The 309-nt window shown below is 69.6% G+C and carries 1 protein-coding gene; it reads left to right on the top strand.

Translation table 11 applies throughout. From position 1 onward, the window contains the following. Positions 1–32: 32 nt before the first annotated feature. Positions 33–309, top strand: a 277-nt coding sequence (locus EN850_RS35280; protein ID WP_210238080.1) for a hypothetical protein, incomplete at its 3' end; no start/stop codon positions are given.

Here is a 309-nt window from a genome sequence, read left to right as displayed (position 1 = left end):
CGGCGATCTCCGAACTGCCCCGCGTGGAAGACGTGGAAAGTTCGGCCGGCAGCCTGCAGGTGCGTGCCTATGTCCGCCGGGTCGACCTCTGGAACGGTCGCCAGCCCTCGCGCTGGAACCTGCCGGCGCGGCTGGCGATCAAGCGCAACAGCGTGCTGGCCACGGTGACGCCGGGGCAGGGCACCAGCACCGTGACCCTGCTGTTCGAACCCGACGCGGGTTGGTGGGCCGACCTGCTGGCGCTGGATGAAGGCAGCAACTACGAGAATGCCGAAGCGGTCACCCGTGCGATCAGCCGCCGCGTCGGTG

The sequence above is a fragment of the Mesorhizobium sp. M8A.F.Ca.ET.207.01.1.1 genome (assembly GCF_004794715.1).
In the GTDB taxonomy this organism is placed as follows: Bacteria; Pseudomonadota; Alphaproteobacteria; order Rhizobiales; family Rhizobiaceae; genus Mesorhizobium.
The sequence above is the reverse complement of the archived record's forward strand: the minus strand, read 5'-3'. Positions and strand labels throughout refer to the sequence as shown.